Origin of the sequence: Streptomyces chartreusis (assembly GCF_008704715.1) — a bacterium.
Classification (GTDB): domain Bacteria; phylum Actinomycetota; class Actinomycetes; order Streptomycetales; family Streptomycetaceae; genus Streptomyces; species Streptomyces chartreusis.
In genome coordinates, this window is record NZ_CP023689.1 from 1,221,307 (window position 1) to 1,235,348 (window position 14,042).

12 protein-coding genes are annotated in these 14,042 nt (G+C 71.1%); 2 read left to right on the forward strand and 10 right to left on the reverse strand.

Going from position 1 to position 14,042, the window contains the following annotated elements; genetic code table 11:
• Window positions 1-134: 134 nt before the first annotated feature.
• The 4 genes from CP983_RS04680 to CP983_RS04695 form a co-directional block, all read right to left on the reverse strand.
• Entirely contained in the window at window positions 135-905 is a 771-nt protein-coding gene (locus CP983_RS04680) for a GNAT family N-acetyltransferase (protein WP_125527745.1), read from the reverse strand.
• Window positions 906-1,300: 395 nt separating this feature from the next.
• A complete protein-coding gene (locus CP983_RS04685; RefSeq protein WP_150498630.1) occupies window positions 1,301-2,047 on the reverse strand; it encodes a succinate dehydrogenase/fumarate reductase iron-sulfur subunit in 747 nt (248 codons plus the stop codon).
• Window positions 2,044-3,993, reverse strand: coding sequence for a fumarate reductase/succinate dehydrogenase flavoprotein subunit (locus tag CP983_RS04690; protein ID WP_150498631.1), 1,950 nt, complete (start codon window positions 3,991-3,993; stop codon window positions 2,044-2,046). The genes CP983_RS04685 and CP983_RS04690 overlap by 4 nt, the downstream gene beginning before the upstream one ends.
• A gap of 1 nt (window position 3,994) precedes the next feature.
• Window positions 3,995-4,666 (reverse strand): succinate dehydrogenase, encoded by a 672-nt coding sequence (locus CP983_RS04695; protein ID WP_125527742.1) that lies wholly within the window; start codon window positions 4,664-4,666, stop codon window positions 3,995-3,997.
• Between the two features lie 120 nt (window positions 4,667-4,786).
• Between CP983_RS04695 and CP983_RS04700 the strand changes: the two genes are divergently transcribed.
• Complete coding sequence (locus CP983_RS04700; RefSeq protein ID WP_107908505.1) at window positions 4,787-5,671, forward strand: LysR family transcriptional regulator; 885 nt, start codon at window positions 4,787-4,789, stop codon at window positions 5,669-5,671.
• 3 nt (window positions 5,672-5,674) lie between these two features.
• Here CP983_RS04700 and CP983_RS04705 read toward each other — a convergent pair whose 3' ends face one another.
• The 6 genes from CP983_RS04705 to CP983_RS04730 all read right to left on the reverse strand — a co-directional run bounded on the left by CP983_RS04705 (window position 5,675) and on the right by CP983_RS04730 (window position 13,092).
• Window positions 5,675-6,565 (reverse strand): SDR family oxidoreductase, encoded by an 891-nt coding sequence (locus CP983_RS04705; protein WP_150498632.1) that lies wholly within the window; start codon window positions 6,563-6,565, stop codon window positions 5,675-5,677.
• A 73-nt stretch (window positions 6,566-6,638) separates the two neighbouring features.
• Window positions 6,639-7,649, reverse strand: a complete 1,011-nt coding sequence (locus CP983_RS04710) for an alcohol dehydrogenase catalytic domain-containing protein (RefSeq protein WP_107908665.1) — start codon at window positions 7,647-7,649, stop codon at window positions 6,639-6,641.
• 131 nt (window positions 7,650-7,780) lie between these two features.
• Window positions 7,781-8,683, reverse strand: a complete 903-nt coding sequence (locus CP983_RS04715) for a LysR family transcriptional regulator (RefSeq protein ID WP_125529390.1) — start codon at window positions 8,681-8,683, stop codon at window positions 7,781-7,783.
• Between the two features lie 126 nt (window positions 8,684-8,809).
• A complete protein-coding gene (locus CP983_RS04720) occupies window positions 8,810-10,945 on the reverse strand; it encodes a putative bifunctional diguanylate cyclase/phosphodiesterase (RefSeq protein WP_150498633.1) in 2,136 nt (711 codons plus the stop codon).
• Entirely contained in the window at window positions 10,942-11,754 is an 813-nt protein-coding gene (locus CP983_RS04725; protein ID WP_107908508.1) for an SAM-dependent methyltransferase, read from the reverse strand. Before CP983_RS04725 ends, CP983_RS04720 begins: the two co-directional genes overlap by 4 nt.
• Before the next feature lie 369 nt (window positions 11,755-12,123).
• On the reverse strand, window positions 12,124-13,092 hold the full coding sequence (locus tag CP983_RS04730; protein WP_125529393.1) for an SCO0930 family lipoprotein: 969 nt from the start codon (window positions 13,090-13,092) through the stop codon (window positions 12,124-12,126).
• A gap of 369 nt (window positions 13,093-13,461) precedes the next feature.
• Here CP983_RS04730 and CP983_RS44405 point away from each other — a divergent pair, with 369 nt between their 5' ends.
• The gene (locus CP983_RS44405; RefSeq protein ID WP_208852869.1) at window positions 13,462-14,037 is read left to right on the forward strand and encodes a hypothetical protein; all 576 of its coding nucleotides are present in this window, start codon (window positions 13,462-13,464) and stop codon (window positions 14,035-14,037) included.
• Window positions 14,038-14,042: the final 5 nt, after the last annotated feature.

Sequence of the window (14,042 nt, forward strand, 5' to 3'; positions counted from 1 at the left end):
ACTGGGCCGCCAGAGGGTTCCCGCGTCGGCCGCGTGGCTCGTGCTGCCCGCGGCCGGGGTGCCGGCCGCGGGGGCGATCGCCGCGGGCAGACCCACGGCACCGAGGGAGGTGGTGCTCATGGCCGCCACGTCCGTCACGCCGGCACGAGGGAGAGGAAGTGCCGCAGATAGCGCGAGTTGACCCGGCGCATCGACAGCAGCACGTACAGGTCGGCGACCCCGAACTCCGGGTCGTGCGCGGGCTCGCCGCAGACCCAGGCGCCGAGGCGGACGTAGCCGCGCAGCAGGGCGGGCAGTTCGATCCGGGTGGCCGGCACGGGGGCGGTCGGCTCCCAGGGCCGCAGCGGCCGTACGCGGTACTCCTCCGGGGCCAGGTGCTTGGCCTGCACACGGTCCCAGGTCGCGGCGGCGAGGGTGCCGCCGTCCGCGAGCGGGATCGAGCAGCAGCCGGCGAGCCACTCGTGGCCGCGGTCGACCATGTAGCGGGCGATGCCGGCCCAGATGAGGCTGATCACGGCGCCGTCGCGGTGGTCGGGGTGGACGCAGGAGCGGCCGACCTCGACCAGATTCGGACGGAGGGAGTCGATCCGGGTGAGGTCGAACTCGCCCTCGGAGTAGAGTCGGCCCGCGACCGCGGCCCGCTCCGGCGGGAGCAGCCGGTAGGTGCCGACGACCTGTCCGGACACCTCCTCACGGACGAGCAGGTGGTCGCAGTACGCGTCGAAGGCATCGATGTCGTGACCCGGCTGCGGGGTGGTCAGCAGGGCTCCCATCTCGCCGGCGAAGACGTCGTGCCGCAGCCGCTGGGCGGCGCGCACGTCATCCTCGTTGCGGGCGAGTCCCACGGTGTAGCGGGTGGGTGCCGTGGGCTGCGGGGGACGGTCGACGGTCAGTACGCCGGTCATGGCTTACTCCTGGTCACGGGCCGGGGACGGCGAGCGGCGGGCAGATGCGAGCGGTGCTGTGTGCCGCCCCTGTTCTTCCTATGCCGGTTGGCGTACGCGTGACCTGTGCCAGGAGCGCGGATGTGCGGATGTTGAACGGCGTGGGCCGGTACCGGTCGTCCACATTCCGGTGCCCGTCCGGTCAGCCGGAGGGTCCGGCGCCGTTCACCTGACGGGTGCGGGAACGGCGAAACGGGGCCGGAGAGCACCACTCCGGCCCCGCCCGTCCGCACTTGACGGCGAACGACTGCAACGCCCCGAGGGGCGCGGGACTGTATCGATGTTCGGCTCCGCCGCGCGGGCGCGACAGGCCACGACGAGCCCGCACCCGCCGAACCGCCGTCCCCGCTACGGCGCTACCGCTGCACCTTCCGCGTGGCCCGCAGCCACTCCTTGTTCATGCTGGTGATGGACATGAGCGGGATGCCCTTGGGGCAGGCGGTGGCGCACTCGCCGGTGAGCGTGCATCCCCCGAATCCCTCGTCGTCCATCTGCGCCACCATGTCCAGTACCCGTGTCTCCCGCTCGGGCGCGCCCTGCGGCAGCACGTTCAGGTGGTTGATCTTGGCGGAGGTGAACAGCATCGCCGCCCCGTTGGGGCAGGCCGCCACACACGCCCCGCACCCGATGCACTCGGCGTGCTCGAAGGCGAGGTCGGCGTCCGGCTTCGGCACGGGCGTGGCGTGCGCCTCGGGCGCCGCGCCGGTCGGCGCCGTGATGTAGCCGCCCGCCTGGATGATCCGGTCGAACGCGGACCGGTCCACGACCAGGTCCTTGATCACCGGGAACGCCGACGCCCGCCACGGCTCGATGTCGATCGTGTCGCCGTCCTCGAAGGACCGCATGTGCAACTGGCAGGTCGTCGTCCGCTCGGGCCCGTGCGCGTCGCCGTTGATGACGAGCGAGCAGGCGCCGCAGATGCCCTCGCGGCAGTCGTGGTCGAAGGCGACCGGGCCCTCGCCCTTGAGGATGAGCTCCTCGTTGAGCGTGTCGAGCATCTCCAGGAAGGACATGTCGGAGGAGATGCCGTCCACCTCGTAGGTGGACATGGCGCCGTCGGCGTCGGCGTTCTTCTGCCGCCAGACGCGCAGGGTGAGCTTCATGCGTAGCTCCGCTGGGTGGGGTGGACGTACTCGAAGACCAGGTCTTCCTTGTGCAGCACGGGAGCGGCGCCCGTGTCGGTGAACTCCCAGGCCGCCGCGTAGGCGAACTCGTCGTCCTTGCGGGCCGCCTCGCCGTCCGGCGTCTGCGACTCCTCGCGGAAGTGGCCGCCGCAGGACTCGTCGCGGTGCAGCGCGTCGAGGCACATCAGCTCGGCGAGCTCCAGGTAGTCGACGACGCGGTTGGCCTTCTCCAGCGACTGGTTGAACTCCTCGCCGGTGCCGGGGACCTTGATCCGGCGCCAGAACTCCTCGCGGATCTGCGGGATGCGCTCCAGGGCCTTGCGCAGCCCGGTCTCCGTGCGGGCCATGCCGCAGAACTCCCACATCAGCTCGCCGACCTCGCGGTGGAAGGAGTCCGGGGTGCGGTCCCCGTCGACGGCGAGCAGGAGGTTCAGCCGGTCCTGGGTATCGGCCAGCACCTCCTGGACGACGGGGTGTTCGTCGGTGACCTGCTCGTGGTGCGGGTTGCGGGCGAGGTAGTCGTTGATGGTGGCCGGCAGCACGAAGTAGCCGTCGGCCAGGCCCTGCATCAGGGCGGACGCGCCGAGCCGGTTCGCGCCGTGGTCGGAGAAGTTGGCCTCCCCGATCGCGAACAGGCCGGGGACGGTGGTCTGGAGGTCGTAGTCCACCCAGAGACCGCCCATCGTGTAGTGCACGGCCGGGTAGATGCGCATCGGCACCTCGTACGGATCCTCGTCGGTGATCCGCTGGTACATGTCGAAGAGGTTGCCGTACTTCGCCTCGACGGCCTTGCGGCCCATGCGCTCGATGGCATCGGCGAAGTCGAGGTAGACACCCTGACCGCCGGGGCCCACTCCCCTGCCCTCGTCGCAGACGTTCTTCGCGGCGCGGGAGGCGATGTCGCGGGGCACCAGGTTGCCGAAGGACGGGTAGATGCGCTCCAGGTAGTAGTCGCGCTCGTCCTCGGGGATCTTGTTCGCGGGCCGGTCGTCGCCTTTCGCCTTCGGCACCCAGATCCGGCCGTCGTTGCGCAGCGACTCGCTCATCAGCGTCAGCTTGGACTGGTGGTCCCCGGTGCGCGGGATGCACGTCGGGTGGATCTGCGTGAAACAGGGGTTGGCGAAGTAGGCGCCGCGCCGGTGCGCCCGCCACACGGCGGTGGCGTTGGAGTTCATGGCGTTCGTCGACAGGTAGAAGACGTTGCCGTAGCCGCCGCTGGCGAGGACCACGGCGTCCGCGAAGTACGTGTCGATACGGCCCGTGATCAGGTCGCGCGCCACGATCCCGCGCGCCTTGCCGTCGACGACGATCAGGTCGAGCATCTCGGTACGCGGGTGCATCTCGATGTTGCCCGCCGCGATCTGCCGGCTCAGCGCCTGGTAGGCGCCCAGGAGGAGTTGCTGGCCCGTCTGACCGCGGGCGTAGAAGGTACGGGAGACCTGCACACCGCCGAAGGAGCGGGTGTCGAGCAGACCACCGTACTCGCGGGCGAACGGCACGCCCTGCGCCACGCACTGGTCGATGATCTCCACGGAGATCTGCGCGAGGCGGTGGACGTTGGACTCACGGGCCCGGAAGTCGCCGCCCTTGACCGTGTCGTAGAACAGCCGGTGGATCGAGTCGCCGTCGTTGCGGTAGTTCTTCGCCGCGTTGATGCCGCCCTGCGCGGCGATGGAGTGGGCTCGGCGCGGGGAGTCCTGGTAGCAGAACTGGACGACGTGGTAGCCCTGTTCGGCGAGGGTGGCCCCGGCGGAACCACCGGCCAGGCCCGTGCCGACCACGATCACCGTGTGCTTGCGCCGGTTGGCGGGGTTGACCAGCTTGGCCTCGAAGCGGCGGGTGTCCCAGCGCTCGTTGACGGGACCGGCGGGGGCTTTCGCGTCGAGGACCGGTTCGCCGGTCGTGTGGTCGGCGTAGGTAGACATGTCAGCTCACCAATCCGGTCATGACGCCCACGGGTACGGCGATGAAACCGACCGTGAGCAGCAGCGCGAGGATGTCGGCCGTGGCCTTCAGGGCGCGGTCGCGGGTGCGGCTGCCGGCGCCGAGGGTCTGGGCGGCGCTCCAGAAGCCGTGCCGGATGTGCAGGCCGAGCGCGAGCATCGCGACGATGTAGATGACGTTGCCGTACCACGTGGAGAAGGTGTCCACGACGTTCTGGTACGGGTGGCCCTCCTGGAAGCCGCCGGAGTGCACGGTGCCGGTCGTCAGGTCCAGGATGTGCCAGACGATGAACAGGCCGAGGATGATGCCGCCCCAGCGCATGGTGCGCGTGGCGTAGCTCGCCCGCGGCTTCTTGTGCACGTACTTGGCGGGGCGGGCCCTGATGTCGCGGCGGCTGAGCTGGTACGCGGAGGTGGCGTGCGCGACGACGGCGACGACCAGCACGATCCGGACCAGCCAGAGCGTCCACTCGTAGTGCATGAACGGCTCGCCGACCGTGCGCAGCCAGTGCGCGTAGTGGTTGAACTCGCCCGCCCCGAAGAAGATCTTCAGGTTTCCGATCATGTGGACGACCAGGTACAGCAGCATGATGAGCCCGCTGACCGCCATCACGGTCTTCTTGCCGACGGTGGAGTCCCACACCGTGCGTGCCATGGACGGCCGTCGATCCGTCCGCGTTGCCAGAGCCATGGAACACGACGCTAGGGCCGAACGGCCCCATCGGTCCAAGACATGGTCCAGCTCGTTTCAATAGCCGGCGCCTATGATGCCTGTATGCAGTTCCAGCAGCTCCAGTACTTCGTGGCGGTCGCCGAGACCCGGCACTTCACCCGGGCCGCCGACCTGGTGCATGTCGCGCAGCCCTCGCTGTCGCAGCAGATCAAGGCGCTGGAGCGGGAGTTGGGCGCGGACCTGTTCCTGCGGGCACGCGGCAACATCTCCCTCACGGATGCCGGGGAGGCCCTGCTGCCGCTGGCCCGGCGCATCCTGGCCGACGCGGACACCGCCCGGCACGAGGTGCAGGAGCTGGTGCAGCTGCGCCGCGGCCGGGTCCGCCTCGGCGCGACGCCGAGCCTGTGCACGGGCCTGCTCCCGGACGTGCTGCGCGCCTTCCACGACCGCTATCCCGGCATCCAGCTGCTGATCGAGGAGGGCGGCTCGCACGATCTCGTACGGCAGCTCGCCCGCGGCGCCCTCGATCTGGCCCTGGTCGTGCTGCCCCTGCCCACTCCGTCCCCGGCGCTGACCACGGTGGAGCTGCTGCGCGAGGACCTCGTGGTCGTGTCCTCCCCCGAGGCCCCTCGCCCGGGCGGCAGCCGGCGCACCGTGCGCATCGCCGATCTGGAGGGCGAGCGTCTTGTGATGTTCCGGCACGGCTACGACCTGCGGGAACTGACCGTCGCCGCGTGCCGTGCCGAGGGCTTCGAGCCGGACTTCGCGGTCGAGGGCGGGGAGATGGACGCGGTGCTGGGGTTCGTGCGGGCGGGCCTCGGCCTCGCCGTCGTTCCGCGCATGGTGGCGGCGCGGTCGGGCCGGGGACTGCGGGTCACCCCGCTGGCCCGGCCCGGTCTGAACCGGACGATCGCGCTGGCCCACCGCAGCGATGTGGCGCCGCCGCGGGCCGCGCGGGAGTTGCAGCGGATGCTGCTGGAGCGGTGAGCGTCAGGAGCGCGGGGCCAAGAGGTCCGGCATGCCGATGCGCTCGTAGAAGTCGGCGCGCACGTCGTCGGCGACGTCGCTGACCCGCTCCGAGCCGTCGTCGGCCGGGTCGATGGTGGTACGGAAGGGCCGCTCGCCCTTCGGGGTGCCGACGATGCGGACGATGGCGCGGGCCACCTCCCGGACGTCGGCGTCCGCCGGCGACAGGGCGGCCAGGGCCTTGCCGACGTCGTCCATCAGACCGGCGTAGAAGGCGTCGTACGCCTCTGCCGTGGCCGTGTCGGCGGGGTGCATCGCGTGGGCGAAGTGATTGGTGCCGGAGGTGAAGGAGCCGGGGACCACGATGGCCGTGTCGATGCCGAAGCGGCTCAGTTCGACCGCGTAGCTCTTGGCCAGGTGGTCCATCGCGGCCTTGGCGCCGAAGTACGGGCCGAGGTAGGGCGGGGTGCCGCCGTAGGTGCTGGAGGAGCCCACCCACAGCAGCAGGCCGTCACGCCGCTCGCGCATCCCGGGCAGGACCGCGCGGTTGACGCGCTGCGTGGACAGCACGTTGGTGTCGTAGATCTCGGCGATCTGCTCGGGCGTGAAGGACTCGGTCGGGCCGAGCACCATGTGCCCGGCGTTGTGCACGACGACGTCGATGCGGCCCGCCTCGGCCACGACCCGCGCGACACCGGCGTCCACGGATTCCTGGCTGGAGACGTCGAGTTCGACGGTGCGCAGCGCGACACCGTGCTCGTCGGCGTAGGACCGGGCGTCGGCGACCGCCGGGGCGTTGCGGCCGGTGGTCTGGCGTATGCCGCCGTAGACGGTGTGTCCGGCGTCGGCGAGGGCTCGGGCGGTCAGGGCGCCGAAGCCGCTGGAGGCACCCGTGACGAGGACGACGGAGGGCATGGCGTTACTCCTTGCTGGGTGTGCGGGCGGGTTTGCGGGCCTTCGAGCAGGTGCGGACCGGTGATCCGGCGGGTCAGCCGAACGTGATCACGCTGCGGCCGCGGGCGGTTCCGTCGGCCATGGCGTCGAGCGCGGCCGGGGCCTGCTCCAGGGTGATCGGGGTGACCTCGGGCAGGATGCCGTGGGCCGCCGAGAAGGCGAGGGTGTCGCGCAGGTCGTGCGGGGAGCCGGACGGGGAGGCGGCCACGTGCAGCCGGTTGAGGATCATGGGCGGGGTGGGCAGGGTGAGCGGCTCGTTGCCGTAGCCGAGGAGCAGCAGGGTGCCGTCGGGGGCGAGGCCGCCCAGGGTGGCTGCGGCCGCCGCGGTGGACGGGGCGGCGTTCAGGACCACGTCCGCGCCGCCGTCCCAGCCCTTCAGGGCGTCGGCCGGGTCGGACTCCTCGGTGGCGACGAACAGCTCCGCGCCCAGGGCCTTGGCCTGGTCCTCGCCGCGCCTGGAGCGGCCCACCACGGCGAGGCGGGCGCCCATGGCGACGGCGTAGCGCGCGGCCAGGGTGCCGACTCCGCCGAGGCCGACGACGGCGACCCTGGAGCCGGCCGTCGCGCCGGCCTGCCGCAGGCCGTTGAAGGAGGTGAGGCCGGCGCACATCAGGGGAGCGGCCGCCACGGGGTCGAGTCCGTCCGGCAGCGGGGTGACGAAGCCGGCCTTGAACAGGGCGTACTCGGCGTAGCCGCCGTCGGCCACGATGCCGGTGATCCGCTTGCGGGGGCACAGGATCTGGTCGCCGCGCACGCAGTAGTCGCAGTGCCCGCAGGAGTCGTACAGGAACTGGGCGCCCACCGCCGTACCGACCTCCGGGAACGTCACGCCCTCGCCGACGGCGGTCACCACGCCGGTGATCTCGTGGCCGGGGACGACGGGGTACCGGGCGAAGGGGTAGTGGCCGCGCAGCAGGTTCAGGTCGGAGAAGCACACTCCGCAGGCGGTGACCTTGACGAGGACCTCTCCGGCGGCGGGCTGGGGGACGTCGAGGTTGTCGAGGGCCAGCGGGAGGTTCGGGCCGGTGGCGACAGCAGCACGCATCGCGGGCTCCAAAGGGGGGATCGGGAAGGTACTCCGGTGAGTTCCTGGTACTTCCGAGTCTGTGAGCCCTCTTCGGCCCCGTCCAATGCCGGTTGCGGCCCGATTGATGCCCGGGCGGCATCGGCGCAGGTCTAGGCGGTGCCGCGCACCCGGGCGGCGGCGTGCACGGTCTCGACGAAGCTGGTGACGAGGTGCGAGGGGCGCGCGGCGTTCCAGGCCAGCGACACCTGCCCCGGCGCCGCGTCGGCGACCGGGACGTAGGCGATGTCGGACCGGGGGAACGCGGCCGCGACGGAGCTCGGCACGAAGGCCATGCCGCGTCCGCCGCGGACGTAGCCCAGCAGTTCCTCCATGTCGTGGAAGGCCGGGCCGTGGCCGGGCCGGGTGCCGTCGGGGCGCGGATCGGCGTTCCAGACCGCCGACCAGGCCTCGGTGGCCTCCGCGTACTCCAGGACGGGTTCGTCGGTGAGGGCGGCCAGCGCGACCTTCGCGTCCTGCGCCCGGGGATGGTCGACGGGCAGGACGGCGGCGATGTGCTCGAGGTACAGCGGCAGGAGGTCGATTCCCTCGGCCTCCAGGGGCGGCCGTACGAACCCGACGTCGACGCTGCCGTCCAGCAGGGCCCGTGCCTGGCTCCACCAGCGCAGCCGGACCAGCTCGATCGACACGCGGGGGAAGCGCGCCGAGAACGCGTTCAGGGCGAGGCCGACGTCCGTGCCCAGCATGAACCCGACGATCAGGGCGTTGTCGCCCGCGCCGATGCGCCGGGCCCGCTCCTGGGCGGCCTCCGACGCGGCGAGCAGTGCCTTGGCGTCGCGCAGGAACTGTTCACCGGCCGGGGTGAGCGTGACTTCGCGGGTGCTGCGGGTGAACAGCTCCACCCGCAGCTCGTGCTCCAGCTGCCGCACCTGCCGGGACAGCGCGGGCTGGGTGACGTGCAGAGCGACGGCCGCCTGGCCGAAGTGCCGGCGCTCGGCCACGGCGACGAAGTAGCGCAGCTTGCGCAGATCCAGATCGACCGGCTTTTCGGCCATGGCGGGCCCTGCCTTTCCGCTCACCGACCGGGCGTGCCGTACCGCCGTCGATGCTTCTCACGCTATACGACCGGCGGGAAGCCGCACGGGACGGGAACCGCTCGCCCCGTACGGCTGCCGGTGGCCTCAGCCGGTCGCGTCCACCAGCGCCAGCTCGTGCAGGCGCTCCGGCGGGCCGGGACGGGCGTAGTACCAGCCCTGGGCCGTGTCGCAGCCCAGTATCCGCAGCTGCTCGGCCTGGGCGCCGGTCTCCACGCCCTCCACCGTCACCGCGAGGTTCAGGCTGTGCGCCAGGGAGACGATGCCCTCGACGATCTTGAGGTCGACGGGGTCCGCCGGGAAGCGCTGCATGCTCTGGGTGAAGGAGCGGTCCAGCTTGAGGATGCTGACCGGCAGCCGGCGCAGGTTGGCGAGGTTGGAGTAGCCGGTGCCGAAGTCGTCCAGGGCGATGTCGACGCCCATGTCGGCCAGCCTCCGCAGGGGCTTGAGCAGGGCGTCGTCGGCGCCGATGAGGGCCGACTCGGTGACCTCCAGGCAGAGCGCGTCGGGTGCCATGCCCGCGCGCTCCAGGATGTCGACGGTGTCCTGGACGAGCCCGGGGTGGGTGAGCTGGCACGGCGAGAGGTTGACGTTGATGCGGAACGGCCCGGCGTCGTCGTGGCGTTCGCGCCAGGCGCGGGCCTGGCGCACCGACTGCTCCAGGACCCAGCGGCCGAGCGGCACGATGAGCCCGGTGTGTTCGGCGAGCGGGATGAACCGGTCCGGGCCGAGGACGCCGTGCTGCGGATGCAGCCAGCGCACCAGGGCCTCGGCGCCGCGCACGCTGCCGTCGCCGAGGTGGACCAGCGGCTGGTACTCGATGAAGAACTCGCCGCGGTCCAGGGCCATCGGCAGCGCCGTGGTCAGCCCGTGCCGGGTGATGGCGCGGGCGTCGGCCTCCTCGTCGGCCAGCTCGAAGCGGTTGCCGCCCGCCGACTTGGCCCGGTACATCGTGATGTCGGCGCTGCGCAGCACCTCCGCCGGGCTGCGTTCGCCCGCCGGGCCCTCGACGATGCCGATGCTGCCGCGCACGGTCAGCTCGCGGCCGTCGACGCTGATCGGGGCGACCAGTACGTTCATGATCCGGGCGGCGAGCTCGTCGACCTCGCGCTCGGTGTCGGGGCCGGTGGTCAGTGCCACGAACTCGTCGCCGCCGAGCCGCGCGACCATCTCGCCGGGCGCGGTGGCGCAGGACTGGAGGCGGTCGGCGACCTCGACGAGCAGCCGGTCGCCGGCCGCGTGGCCGAGGCTGTCGTTGACGGTCTTGAAGCCGTCCAGGTCGAGGTAGCAGAGCCCGAACCGCTGGCCTTCCCCGGCGCCCAGTGCCTTCTCCAGGCGCTCGAAGAAGAAGGTGCGGTTGGGCAGGCCGGTGAGCGCGTCGTGGGTGGCCTCGTAGCGCAGCCGCAGGTTGAGCAGCCGCCGCTCGGTGGTGTCCTCCATCAGGGCCAGCTGGTACTGGGGTTCACCGTCGGCGTCGCGCAGCAGGGAGACCGTGAGGTTGGTCCACAGGACCGTTCCGTCGGGCCGGTAGAAGGCCTTTTCGACGTGGTAGTGCTCGCGCTCGCCGCGGACGAGTTCGTCGTAGAGCTTCCAGGTCTGCGGCGCGTCCTCGGGGTGGGTCCACTCCTTGACGTTGCGGCTGCGGATGGCCTGCTCGGAGACGCCGAACATGCGCAGCAGGGCGCCGTTGACCTGCAGTATGTTGCCCGTCAGGTCGGCGATGCCGATTCCTATGGCCGCGCCTTCGAAGACCGCGCGGAAGCGGGCCTCGGTGTCGTGCAGCGCCTGTGCGACGACGCCCTGCGCCTTGAGCGCGGCCGCGGAGATCGCCTCCTGCTCGGCGAGGGTCCGCTCGCGCAGCGCCTGGGCGAACCCGGCGGCCATGGCGTGCTGGAGCCGTCCGGAGCGGGCCCGCAGGTCCTCCTGGTCACCGCCGTCGCCGCAGTACAGCACGAGGTAGGCGTCGACGCAGTCCAGCGAGCGGCTGAGCGCCTCGGGGTCTGTGCAGTGCGAGGCGATCAACGCGGCGCCGACGGCCCTGCCCTCGTCCGCGTCGAACGCCCTGGCTCTGAGTGCCTCGCTCAACCGCCGGGCGAGCGGCAGCAGTTGTTCCTCGAACTCCGGCCGGGTCGACGACGTCGAGGTCACCGGGAAGACCGCCCGGCTCCAGATCGTCGCGAACCGGCGCAGTCTGTCCTCCGGCCCGTCCGGCCCCGCGCTCACGCGGTACGCCCCACGCCGGCGAACCCGGAGAAGGCCCACGGATCCTCGTCGTCCGGTGTGGTGTCGGACCGCCAGCTCGGCATCGGCACCAGTCCGGGTTCCACCATGTCGTACCCCTCGAAGAACCGCGCGATCTGCTCGCGCGAACGCATGATCAGCGGGTTGCGAATGTCCTTGTACACGTCGACCGTGCCCTTGGCCCGCTCCTCGGGCAGCGGGATCCCCTCGTAGGAGGCGTGCGTGAGCACCAGCATGCTGCCGGGCGCGAGCGCGTCGCGCAGCTGGGCCACCGCCTCGTACGGTTCGTCCTCGTCCTCCACGAAGTGCAGTATGGCAACGAGAAGCAGCGCCACTGGCCGGTTCAGGTCGATCAGCCGCTCCACCTCGGAACTGGACAGGATCTCCTGGGGCTTGCGCAGATCCGCGGCAACGATGTCCGCGTCGTCGTTGCCCGCGAGGACCGCCTGGCTGTGCGCGACGGCGACCGGGTCGTGGTCGACGTACACCACGCGTGCACCGGGACGTTGGGCCTGGGCCACCTCGTGGACATTGCCGAACGTCGGGATGCCGGAGCCGATGTCCAGGAACTGGGTGATGCCCTCGTCGAGGGCGAAGCGCACCGCGCGGCGCATGAACGCCCGGTTGGCCTGCATGATCTTGGGGAGGCCCGGCATGAAGTCCATGGCCTTGCGGGCCGCTTCCCGGTCGACCTCGAAGTTGTGCGAACCGCCCAGATAGTAGTCGTAGATCCGCGAGACGCTGGGCACCGAGATGTCGATGCTCCGGGGAGCCCAGGCGGGACGCTCCATCTATCTCTCCAAGGCGTAGGCGATCCGGTGTTCGAGCTGAGGCTACTGATCGCCCGCCAAAGGAGCGAGCGGAAACGGAAATTGACCATCCGTTCCCGGTCACTGCCAGCGGCACGTGCCGAATTGACGTCCCTCGCACCTTCTACGAAAAGTATCCGAAGCATTCCACAGAGTTCCGAAGCATGGTGAAAGAAGGCGAAGAACTCCGGTGAATGCAGGCAAACCGGTCCGCCCCCTGCGTGTGGAGCTCAGGGGGCGGACCGGTGAGTCGGCGCGCCGGCCGTTCGTCCGGCACTCTCGCGTCCTCGTGACTCCCTTCCATGGACTTCTCGACCGGGTGAGGCGATCAACCCTGGGGAGGTGTGATCCTTACTGTCCCGGCGCGCCGACCGGCTTGCCGTCCGGGCGGATGGCGAACCAGGTGCCGCCCACGCCCTGACCGTTGGTGTCGCCGGGCTTCTTGTCACCGGCGAAGGTGTAGATCGGTACGCAGTCGATGGTCTGCTGCTTGATGCCGTCGGGGCGGTCGAAGACCACGTAGCCCTGGCCCCGGGGGCCGGAGCCCTTCAGGTCGATGCCCTCGGTGTCCTCGGCGTCGACCGGTGCGATGACGGGCCACTTGTCCAGGCACTCGCCGGTGCAGGCCGTCTTCATCGGCCAGGGCGAGTCCTTCATGAAGCGGTAGACCGTGTGACCGTTCTTGTCGATCACGATCTCACCGAGCTTGGAGTCCTTGCGCGTGGACAGGCCGGGCAGCTCGGCGCCCTCACCCTCCGCCTTCTTGCCGGTGGGCGCGAGTGCGTACCAAGTGCCGCCCACGCCCTGGCCGTTGACGTCACCGGCCTTGGTGTCCTTGGCGTAGCGGTACGCGGGCCAGCCGTCGATCGTCAGCTGCTTGGTGCCGTCGGTCCGGGTGACCGAGCCGAGCAGGTTCTTGTCGATGCCCACGCCGGCCTTGGCGTCGTTCGCGGGGACCGGCGGCCACTTGGTGGCGCAGTCGCCGTCGCAGTTCGACTTGGCCGGGTCGGCGACGTCCTTGTCGAAGCGGTACAGGGTCATTCCGTCGCTGTCGGTCAGCAACTCGCCCAGTTCCGCGTTGGTGGCCACGGTGAGTTCACCGGCCGAGGCGGCCTGGGTGGCGGAGCCCTCCTGGCCCGCCGCGCCCGCGTCGTAACCGGATCCGAGGCCGGTGCCGCTTCCGTAGTCACCGGCCGCGGCCGTGGCACCCACGTTCTGGCTGCTCGCCGGCGGGGCGGTTTCCGAGCCGCATGCCGTCGTCAGCGCCGCCACCGCCACGGCGCTCACCACGAGCGAGGCGCTCCGCCACGAGGTCTTCATCTTCAACTCCCCATAATCACAAGGGTGTTGCAGCGCCCTGCTGCGCCGCCGCACGACAAGAGGTACGCACGAAAGCCACTCTCGTGTTCAACCGGCGCACAAATTTCTTTACGGAACCTGTGACGGCACCCTCGTCACAGCCGTGAACCGCCGCATCACCGCGCCGCCTCCGCGCGCCTCCCGTCGCACACGCGTGCGCCCCGGCGGTCACGTCCGCGCCCCCTGATCAAACCTTTCGAGGGGCGCATGTCGCCCGTTCGGGGCATTCCATCCGTTCTCCGGCACGTCGGCGGGCGTGGTGCCCTGAAGATCTTCGTCGTGCATGCACTCGAACCGACCCAATCCACCCTGACGACAAGGGTGTTGACGGTGGTCACGCTGACCTGGCTCCTGGTGTCGGCACCGTCCGGGGCGGCCGTGGCCACGTCCTGCGCGTACGTCGGCACAGGGCCGGACGGCGCACAGGTCGTCGCCGTCACCGACACCGGGCCGGACGGCGCACGGGCGGTCGCGGTGGCCGGCCCCGACACCTGGCCGACTCCCCCGCAGTGCCCGACGCCGACTCCGACACCCAGCCCCACACCGACCCCGACGCCCTCGCCACCACCGCCGCCGAAGACGACGCCGGCACCTGAACCCACGCCCACACCGCCGCCGAAGCCCACGCCCACCCCGAAACCGAAGCCTCCGCCCCCGGCGAAACCGGCTCCCCCGCCCGCGCCACCCCGTGCGCGGCCGGCTCCCGAACCGCCGCCCACTCCGACTCCGACGCCGAAACCGTCGGTCAAGCCCACCCCGACTCCGTCCGCGACGCCGGTGCGCTACCCGCCGTACCGCGCGACCCCGCACAAGCGGGCCGTGCACCGCGCCCAGTCGCCCCTCACCTTCGTCCTGCTCATCGCGGTGCCCGCCATCGCCGCCGTCGCCGCGCTCCGACCGCGCTGACCCTG

Coding starts and splice junctions, on each gene's coding strand:
- CP983_RS04680 (WP_125527745.1), bottom strand. CDS start 905: ATGACCGGCGTACTGACCGTCGACCGTCCCCCGCAGCCCACGGCACCC.
- CP983_RS04685 (WP_150498630.1), bottom strand. CDS start 2,047: ATGAAGCTCACCCTGCGCGTCTGGCGGCAGAAGAACGCCGACGCCGAC.
- CP983_RS04690 (WP_150498631.1), bottom strand. CDS start 3,993: ATGTCTACCTACGCCGACCACACGACCGGCGAACCGGTCCTCGACGCG.
- CP983_RS04695 (WP_125527742.1), bottom strand. CDS start 4,666: ATGGCACGCACGGTGTGGGACTCCACCGTCGGCAAGAAGACCGTGATG.
- CP983_RS04700 (WP_107908505.1), top strand. CDS start 4,787: ATGCAGTTCCAGCAGCTCCAGTACTTCGTGGCGGTCGCCGAGACCCGG.
- CP983_RS04705 (WP_150498632.1), bottom strand. CDS start 6,565: ATGCCCTCCGTCGTCCTCGTCACGGGTGCCTCCAGCGGCTTCGGCGCC.
- CP983_RS04710 (WP_107908665.1), bottom strand. CDS start 7,649: ATGCGTGCTGCTGTCGCCACCGGCCCGAACCTCCCGCTGGCCCTCGAC.
- CP983_RS04715 (WP_125529390.1), bottom strand. CDS start 8,683: ATGGCCGAAAAGCCGGTCGATCTGGATCTGCGCAAGCTGCGCTACTTC.
- CP983_RS04725 (WP_107908508.1), bottom strand. CDS start 11,754: ATGGAGCGTCCCGCCTGGGCTCCCCGGAGCATCGACATCTCGGTGCCC.
- CP983_RS04730 (WP_125529393.1), bottom strand. CDS start 13,092: ATGAAGACCTCGTGGCGGAGCGCCTCGCTCGTGGTGAGCGCCGTGGCG.